Here is an 8,973-nt window from a genome sequence, read left to right on the forward strand (position 1 = left end):
GCCGAACCGCAATCGTCGTCTTTTTTATAATTTGTCCAGGTACGCGGCCCTGTCCACAGTTTCCTGGTCGCGTTCCTCTTCCATGTATTTGACAGTGATGGTCCCATTGGCCAATTCGTCACCGCCCATAATCAGACACAGTCGTGCGCCGGATTTGTTGGCCGCGCGCATCCGGGACTTCATGGACCCGCCGGAAAAACTGGTTTCTCCCTTGAATCCCTTGTCTCGAAGCTGTTGGGCGAACAACATGGCCGCATTGGCCGCGCTCTTGTCTACCACCGCAAGATAAAAATCGGGCTTTTCCAACGCGATCTGGTCCAGCAGCAAAGCCAGCCGTTCCATGCCACACGCAAATCCCGTGGCAGAACAGTCCGGGCCTCCGAGATTGCGAATCAACCCGTCATACCGGCCACCACCGGCCACCGCTGTCTGGGAACCGATATCATACGATGCAACCTCAAAACAGGTACGCACGTAATAATCCAGTCCACGGACTAACCGGGGATTCAATGTATACTCGACATTCGCGCCGTCCAAAATGGTCTTCACGTCCGTGAAATGCGCTTCGCACTCCTCGCACAGATGGTCGGTAATGCACGGGGCATCGGCCACCAATTCCTTGCAGGCCGGGACCTTGCAGTCCAGCACACGCAGCGGGTTGGTTTCCATACGGCGTTGACAGTCTTCGCAAAATAACGCTTTGTCTTTCGATGTGTAGTAGTCGACCAAGGCCTGTTTGTACGTGGGACGGCACTCGTGACATCCCAACGAATTCAGCTCGATGGTCAGCTTATTCAAGCCAAGGCTGTTCAGGAACGAACGGAGCATGAGTATCAACTCGGCATCGGCCTGCGCCTCGGGCGCACCGAAAATTTCGGCATTGAGCTGATGGAATTGACGCTGCCGTCCCTTCTGGGGCCGTTCGTACCGAAACATCGGGCCAAACGTGAAATATTTCGAAATTTTGCCGGGCTGATGTGTCTTGGATTCGATAAAGGCTCGAACCACACCGGCCGTTGCTTCGGGGCGCATGGTCAGCGATCGGTTCTTCCGATCCGGAAAGGTGAACATCTCTTTGCCCACCACATCCGTGTCCTCACCGATGGACTTTTGAAACAATGCGGTTTTTTCCAGAATAGGTGTGCGTAATTCACCGAATCCATATCGAGTAAAGGTCTCTCGGGCCTGCGATTCCATAAAGGAGAACTTGGCGGACTCTTCCGGAAAAAGGTCCACGAATCCCTTGATTTTTTGTACTTTTGCCATGTCGCGTTCAATATCCTTAATAAGTGTCAGGTCGCTGGAACCGAATTTGGTTAGACTATTCACCGCCAATTGTCAAAAAAAGGCGTCTGAACACGCCAGAATTTTCCGCTGTGTTGCCCAAAGTCGTTCTCCCAAAAGAGGCACTTTTAGATCAATGAACATATGACTAGGTGTTGACATGATGCTTTGTCGGGCGTATTTGCCCAATGAGCTGTTGTCAATGTATTGATCTTTTTCGACAGCAAAACAGGCAATGGGCTTGTTTTTTTCTCGTGATACTTGGCCAAAATGCCAAGCATTAAACCTTCCAGCACTGACAAAGGAGTTACTGATGGATGAATTCAATGATATCCTGGAAGAAATGGACTTTCAATTTTTCGGAGCAGGAGAACACGGCATGAGTGTCGAGGACATGCGTCATGTTATCGGCAACGACCATTTCCTGTTTCTGGATGTACGGACCAACGAAGAAGTAGCCCACGTCTCTTTCCCGTTTGCCAAACACATCCCGCTCAACGAGCTGCCTGACCGCCTGGACGAACTGCCCCGTGACAAATTCATCGTCACTTTCTGTGCCGCTGTCTTCCGTGGTGCGATCGCCTTTGCCTATCTGCGTGCCAATGGCTTTGAAGAAGTCAAGGGTCTCATCTCCCCGCTGGAAGAGATGGTCCTGCCATTCAAACCCGGTCCGCTTGCCAAGATCTAGCGTGTATGCCGCGCCGTGAACTGGTTTCAACGGCGCGGCTTATGACATCTTCAACACCTCGAAATACCCGCTATGACTGTTCTTGAAATCACCATTTCCGTCTTATCGTTTGGCCTGAGCTTTTTGTTTGCCCTGGGAGGCGTCGGTTCCGCCCTGGTTCTGATTCCGACCCTGACATGGCTGGGTATCCCCCTGAACATGGCACGACCGACCAGTCTGTTTGTCAATGCTGTTTCCATGATGGGAGCCACATACTCCAACATCCGGGAAAAACGTCTTGATTATCGGCTCGGCGTGCCGATAATCGTATCATCCATCGCCCTCGCTCCCATCGGAGCCTGGGTGGGCTGTCTGATTCCGACCCATCTTGTGCTCATCCTCTTTATCGGCTTCCTCATCTTTTCGGGAACCATGATGATCTTTTTCAAAAGCTCGAAATACGCCGATCAATACAGAGAAGACAGACCATTTTGGGGGCCGCTGATGGTTGGCATCGTTGCCGGTTTTGTTTCCGGCCTGCTCGGTGTGGGCGGCGGCGGTCTCATATCACCACTCATGATAATGCAAGGATTCAATCCCAAAAAAATCACCACCGTTACCGCCTTGGCGATCCCTTTTTCCTCCCTCTCCGCCTTTGTGGCCTACGCGGTCATGGGCACGGTTTCCTGGCGATTGCTGCTCTTTGCCGGAATGACCGCCTGGGCCGGTGGTTACCTCGGCACCATGGTCATGCAACAGCGGATGCGTCCGGCCACGGTCAAGAAATTCCTGGGCTGCATCCTGCTGCTGCTCGCTTTCAGATTGATAGGACAGACCATTTGACCTCGTAAGAAAAGTTCTCCACTATCATGAGTGGAGGACGACAATGACCATTATCACAGCCTGTACCATGGATTGTGGCGACACCTGCTCCCTGTGTGTCGATGCAAACAAGAAAACCGTGAAAGGGAATCCGCAGCATCCGTTTACCAAGGGATTTTGTTGCAAAAAAGGCAGCCGATATTTCGAGCGGCTCGATGCGGACGACCGGATTCTTGCGCCACAAATCAAGGAAAACGGCCATTTTCGCGAGGCTTCTTGGGACGAGGCCATGGCTCTGGTCACATCCCGGCTCGACGCGGCCCGAGCGGTACCGGAGTCCATTCTCCATGTCCACGGATATGGGTATCGGGGCATTCTCAGCAAGTCGATCAAAACGATTTTCGGACGGATCGGCGCATCCGTCACCTATGGGGCTGTCTGTGACGGGACCGGCATCACCGCGAGTATCCGGGACTTTGGTTCGCTCAACCACAATGCTCCCGAAGACATCCTGAACGCTGACCGAGTCGTCAACTGGGGCCGAGATCTGACCCGTTGTTCCATCCACCAGCTCGCACTCATGCACAAGGCCCGTAAAAACGGGACCAAAGTCCTGACCATTTCTCCCGGTGGAGATGGAACGGCCGAGTTTTCGGACATCAATATTGTCATTCGTCCCGGCACGGATCGCCTTCTGGCCGCTGCCGTACTCAAACGATTCATCGAGACGGACATCATTCCTTCCCGCATCCTGGACCGAACGTCCAACTGGTCCTCACTCCGGGATTTACTCGACGGCATGGAATTCAGCGCGCTTTGCTCGGCCTGTGAGGTCTCCACTTCGGATGTGGAAACACTCTTTGATTGGTATGCCGAGACCGGCACGGTCGCCACCGTCATCGGTTGGGGCCTGCAACGCCATGTCTTTGGTGGAGAAAACGTTCGGTTCATCAATGCGTTGGCCATGCTTTCCGGCAATGTCGGCATCTCCGGCGGCGGGGCGTATTACAATGTTTCATCGAATCGAAACCTTGGCTCATGGGACCATCTTGTCGCTGGAAGCACACCGAAAAATAGGCGAAAACTTCTCGTTCAGGACCTTGGTGCCGAAATTCATAGAGCGTCCCCACCGATTGATTTCATTTGGGTCAATGGGCACAACGTGGTCAATCAGGTGCCGGACAGCCTGTCGGTGGTCGAAGCCTTTGCCCGCCCCTTTGTGGTCGTGGTGGAAGCCTTCATGAATGACACGGCCATGCAGGCCGATGTCATCCTGCCTCCGGCCCTGATGTTCGAACGGGAAGACGTGCTCGGCTCCTGTGTCCATAATTGTGTCAATCATTGCGCCAAAGCCGTGGAACCGCGAGGGCAATGCCGACCGGATTTCGACATCGCCACCGAACTCGGTGCGCGGCTGGCCGCCCCCGTCATCCTCCCGGATAGTGAAACGTGTATCAGGGAAGGATTGAAACACGCTGACATTTCATATGACGAACTGATGGAAAACGGATTTGCCACGGTTGATTCTCCTCTTGTGGCCTTTGAAAACATGCAGTTCGATCACCAGGACGGATTGTATCGCTTCCCTGAAACACTCCACGCAGAGCCAGTTCGTGACCCGGACTATCCATTGCAATTGCTCACCTTGATCAGTGGCAAATATCTCCACTCCCAAATGCCCGAACAGATTCAAGCAGGACCACCGGTCGTTTTCGTATCCAAACAGAATCCAGCCTGGGCCGCCCTCAATCCGGCTCAGGATGTCTATCTGGTCACCCCACAAGGAGCGATGCAGGTCAAGGTGGATACCGTGGAAACAATGCATCATCGGGCCGTTATAATTCGACGTGGCGGCTGGATGAAATACGGACAAAATGCGAATGTCATCATCAAACCCATGAAGACGGACATGGGTGATGGGACAGCCTATTACAGTCAGGGCTGTCGATTGGAAAACAGATAAACCTTTGAGGGAAATCATGAAAACATGGAAAAAATGTCTTATTGTCATCTGTGCGCTGGCCATGCTCGTTCCTGCATTCGGATGCAGTGAAGAGGGACCGATGGAAAAAGCGGGAAAACAACTCGATCAGGCCGCTGATGATGCGGCAGACGCGGCCAAGAAGGTTTTTGAATAGACCGATTCATCACTGCCGCACCAGACAGCCCCTCTTTCCGATTCCGATCGTCTCGGTTTTCGGCACAGAGGGGCTTTTTCGCTTTTTTCGGGGGACAGGCCACTTGCACTATGGTCGCTTTGAGAGTAATTGTTGAAAAATGCAAGCACGTTCAATCAAGCCCCTTCCTCCGGCGAGGCGGGTGGCACTCGAAGCACTTTTCCGTTGTCTCATGAATAAGCAGGACATTCAGGCTGCTCTTGATGTGGCACTTTCCTCCGGCGAAATCGATCCCCGCGATGCGGGTCTCGCCACTGAACTTTCATACGGATATCTCCGGCACAAAAAACGCATTGAGTACATTTTGTCACGTTTCCTCAAGGATCCTGGCAAATTGACACCCAAAATGCGTTTTGCCATGGGTGTCGCGGCCTATGAGATTCTGTTTCTCGACAAGGTCCCGGCATACGCCTCGGTGGACTGGGCCGTCGAGTTTTCCAAATCCAAACCGGGCGCACGGCTCGCCGGTTTATTCAATGCGGTACTCAGGCGGGTTTCCGAATTGGGAGAGGCCGCACATGATCCGGATTTTTTCCGCAAGGACGCATCCCTCCCCGAATTTTTAAGTCGCTGGTATTCCTGTCCCCAATGGCTCATTGATCTTTGGTGGCGGGCTTATGGCGAAGAAGACGCGACACGATATCTCGACGCGCAGCTCAAAGCTCCGGCGCTTGGTTTCAACCTGTTTGGACATCCCGAAGCCGAGGATCTGTACGGCGTTATTGCCGGATGGCCTGAAATCATCGATATCGAAGGCATGAGCTTTGCTCTGCCCGCAGGGACATCCTTTGAAGGAGAACCCGAGCCTCCCATGGCCCGACAATCCTTTGCCGCCCGGCAGGCCATTGAGGCCCTTGATCCCGAAACATGGACCGGGCCTATCTGGGATGCCTGCGCCGGACGCGGTGGAAAGACGCGAATTCTGCTCGAAAAAGGATTGCCCGTCTTTGCCTCCGATCCGCACAGGGGCCGGTTGGCCGCCCTGAAACGGGAACTCCCCGACGTTGAGATTTTCGAGGCCAACGCAGCCACGGACACGCCTCCCAAAAAGCCGGGGACCATTCTTCTTGATCTTCCCTGTTCAGGGCTTGGGGTGCTCTCTCGCAGACCCGACACCAAATGGAAACGCAAACCCCATGACTTGGCGGACCTGACAAAATTGCAAACCGAAATTCTGCAAAATGCCTATGACCACATCCTCCCGGGTGGGATCATCGCCATTATCACCTGCACCTTGAACCCCGAAGAAAACCACGAACTCGTCGGGAAGTTCATCGCGGCACACGCCAACATATCGATCAAGAAGGAATGGACCACGCCGTCGAATTCGCCACTCAACGAATTCTTCTACGCCACAACACTCATAAAAAATTAAAAAAGTTTAATTCATACGATATCCATTTAATTGCTATTGGTATTGACATAAACACGTAGCCTTCATACAAATAAAAAATCTTTAGTTACGACTCTATATGGTTTTTTAAAAGGGCAACCACGATGAAAACATTCATGCGATATATCTTTTTTATCAGTATTCTGACGTGTTTGATGTGTCCTTTTGCCTTTGCGAACGACGACTTTTCAGGATTATATATCGGCGCACATTTCGGTGGCGCACAATTGGATAATACCATTATCGACAGTGACGGGTATTCAAATCACCCCAAAGGCTATGAATTCGATTATTCGGATTCAGGAATAATCGGTGGTTTTCTCGGAGGCTATAATTGGCGGTTCAATAACTGGGTGACTGGAGTTGAAGCGGACGTCTCTTTTGGCGAAATCAGAGCGTCTTCCAATGAATTCGATACGTCCCAATACGATGAACTGGTCGAATCGATACATAACTGGTCGTCAACACTTCGAGGCCGTATCGGATATGCCTTCGGAGATTATTTACCCTATATTACAGGTGGATTAGCTGTTGCCAACATTACCAACAAATTGACTGACGACGATGCAGGACGTATTGACCCGTTGGATTCATTTTCCAGTACAGGGACACAGATCGGTTGGGTACTCGGGGCCGGAGCCGAGATGAAAATGACAGAAGCCCTTGGATTCCGACTGGAAGGGCTGTACGCGGATTACGGTCGAGTCGATAATGAAATACGAAACAAGCTGGCTTCTTTTGGCCAACGAAATACCATGACGACAATCCGAGCGGCATTGGTCTATACTTTCTAACCAGTGGCAATATTTCTTTAACGCACAAACAGGCACCCTTTGCCCGTTTGTGCGTTTGTTGTTTGAACATCTGAATTCTATCGCGTCCCCATTTTGGCTCCCAACCAATTCTTTGGTGCAATGGATTCCGGCACGCCTTCTCGGGCATCCACCCCCCGAGCTTCCGACAACTTGTCCTGATACACTTTCCAATAGGATTGGGCCAATGACGTGGACCCGGACAACGGATAGGCCAATGTCGCGGCCATGCGGGCCGACAGTGCTTCGCTTAATAGGGGATCATATTTTTTGGGGTCCTGTTCCCGTCTGACATAAGAAATGAACAAGGGAGCTTCTTCGTCACACAAAATAATCGTGGACTGAATTTCCCAATGATGAATTTCTTCCCCATCTGCACCCACAACCTGAATGATCCGTAAAAAATCAACGGGCAGGTTGTATTTATACTTCCATCGCCACAACGGTGCGACTGTCCCGGCAGCCAATTCTGCCTGCGACATGGCACAATTCCACGGGTGAGACCGCAACACGGCATCCCGAATGGCCGGCCAGCGATGATTACACAGTCCGGCGGCCTTTGAATTGTCACCCAACGACATGATGACGTCCTCTCCCAAATCCAACAACGCATTATTGCAAATCTCAATCACACTCGTTGCCATGGTCACTACCTCACTTGTCATACATCATACCAAATAATCCCGGCTGTCCGACTCCATGGCCGTACCCACACACCCTATCACGGATTTTCAACTCAACTCGCCAATGTGAACAAATGCCATAAAAAAGCAGCCGATTAGTCATTAAATACACCTTGACAGATCTGCGCCGCAGAAGGGGGAGAAGATGCCTTCGGCGACTGGGGGAAAGAGGAAGGAAAACCCTTTGAAAAGGGCTTTTCCTCCCCCTTTCCCCCAGACCCCCTATCCCTCTCTTTTCCTCAACTTTTTGTCGCTCGCTTCGCTCGAAGCTGTCGGCAGAGTCCGTTCGTGCGATTTTTTGGAAAGCGTTGTAAAAAATTGTATTTTTTACAGACTTTGTGCGTAGGGGAGAATTAAAAGAACTCGTACAGCCCAAAAAACCAATACCTTTTGTCCGGGTACATGGGTAACACTTTTACCCTCCCCAACTTCTTCACTCCCACTCAACCAATGACGGATGCCCTCGCCAAAGGCGCGATAAAAAGTTCTGGAGGGGAGTCCAGAGGGGAACCTCTTCCAAGAGGTTCCCCTCTGGCCGTCGGAGACATCTAACGCCACCCCGGCGAGGGGTACCTGATGATAGACACAAAAATACCATGTCGGCACTCCAAGGCTTAATCTGGTAACAGTACCAGTAAAAGTGAAGCTCAAAGGAGGCCGACATGGCTAGGATTAAAATATCATCAGTTTATCGGTTTGTGGAAGCATTTGTTGATCAACGTGTTTTCGTTGGTGTCGATGTTCACAAAAAGACATTTAGCGTGGCATTACTCCGACCAGATGGGATGATTAAAGACTGGTCTAGCCCTGCCGATGCAAGATCGCTCACACAAATCCTCTCCTCACTTCCCGTTAATATAGGTGCTGTTTGCTACGAATCTGGACCGACAGGTTTCGGCCTAGCCCGGAGCTTAGAAGCTGCTGGCATAACTGTCGTCGTTGCCGCTCCGAGCCGCATACCTCGCCCGGTTGCCGCCACCAACAAGACCGACAGCCTTGATTGTCGAAAGTTGGCCGAGATGGTTGCTTCCGGCATGATTCGTCCAATAGCCATTCCAACCGAAAAAGAAGAAGCCTTTCGCTCTCTTCAGCGCCGCAGACACCAAATCACTGATTCATTACGTAAAGTAAAGCA

General features: G+C 51.7%; 9 protein-coding genes. 7 read left to right on the forward strand and 2 right to left on the reverse strand.

Annotated features, from left to right (window positions below; genetic code table 11):
* Positions 1 to 24: 24 nt before the first annotated feature.
* The gene (hisS, locus tag GO013_RS02305) at positions 25 to 1,266 is read right to left on the reverse strand and encodes a histidine--tRNA ligase (protein WP_163808427.1); all 1,242 of its coding nucleotides are present in this window, start codon (positions 1,264 to 1,266) and stop codon (positions 25 to 27) included.
* 331 nt (positions 1,267 to 1,597) lie between these two features.
* Between hisS and GO013_RS02310 the strand changes: the two genes are divergently transcribed.
* From GO013_RS02310 to GO013_RS02330, 6 genes are all read left to right on the forward strand, one after another.
* A complete protein-coding gene (locus GO013_RS02310; RefSeq protein WP_163808428.1) occupies positions 1,598 to 1,972 on the forward strand; it encodes a rhodanese-like domain-containing protein in 375 nt (124 codons plus the stop codon).
* Positions 1,973 to 2,044: 72 nt separating this feature from the next.
* Positions 2,045 to 2,794, forward strand: coding sequence for a sulfite exporter TauE/SafE family protein (locus GO013_RS02315; protein WP_163808429.1), 750 nt, complete (start codon positions 2,045 to 2,047; stop codon positions 2,792 to 2,794).
* Positions 2,795 to 2,837: 43 nt separating this feature from the next.
* Entirely contained in the window at positions 2,838 to 4,736 is a 1,899-nt protein-coding gene (locus GO013_RS02320) for a molybdopterin-dependent oxidoreductase (RefSeq protein ID WP_163808430.1), read from the forward strand.
* Positions 4,737 to 4,752: 16 nt separating this feature from the next.
* Positions 4,753 to 4,911, forward strand: coding sequence for a hypothetical protein (locus tag GO013_RS16965; protein WP_203529336.1), 159 nt, complete (start codon positions 4,753 to 4,755; stop codon positions 4,909 to 4,911).
* A gap of 181 nt (positions 4,912 to 5,092) precedes the next feature.
* Positions 5,093 to 6,325: a transcription antitermination factor NusB gene (locus tag GO013_RS02325; RefSeq protein ID WP_343219520.1), complete on the forward strand. Its 1,233-nt coding sequence runs from the start codon at positions 5,093 to 5,095 to the stop codon at positions 6,323 to 6,325.
* Positions 6,326 to 6,459: 134 nt separating this feature from the next.
* Entirely contained in the window at positions 6,460 to 7,137 is a 678-nt protein-coding gene (locus GO013_RS02330; RefSeq protein ID WP_163808432.1) for an outer membrane beta-barrel protein, read from the forward strand.
* A gap of 77 nt (positions 7,138 to 7,214) precedes the next feature.
* Here GO013_RS02330 and GO013_RS02335 read toward each other — a convergent pair whose 3' ends face one another.
* Positions 7,215 to 7,820, reverse strand: a complete 606-nt coding sequence (locus GO013_RS02335) for a hypothetical protein (protein ID WP_239057703.1) — start codon at positions 7,818 to 7,820, stop codon at positions 7,215 to 7,217.
* A gap of 680 nt (positions 7,821 to 8,500) precedes the next feature.
* Here GO013_RS02335 and GO013_RS02340 point away from each other — a divergent pair.
* Positions 8,501 to 8,973: transposase (locus GO013_RS02340; protein ID WP_163808433.1), on the forward strand; the 473-nt coding region annotated here is incomplete at its 3' end.

The organism is Pseudodesulfovibrio sp. JC047 (assembly GCF_010468615.1).
In the GTDB taxonomy this organism is placed as follows: Bacteria; Desulfobacterota; Desulfovibrionia; order Desulfovibrionales; family Desulfovibrionaceae; genus Pseudodesulfovibrio.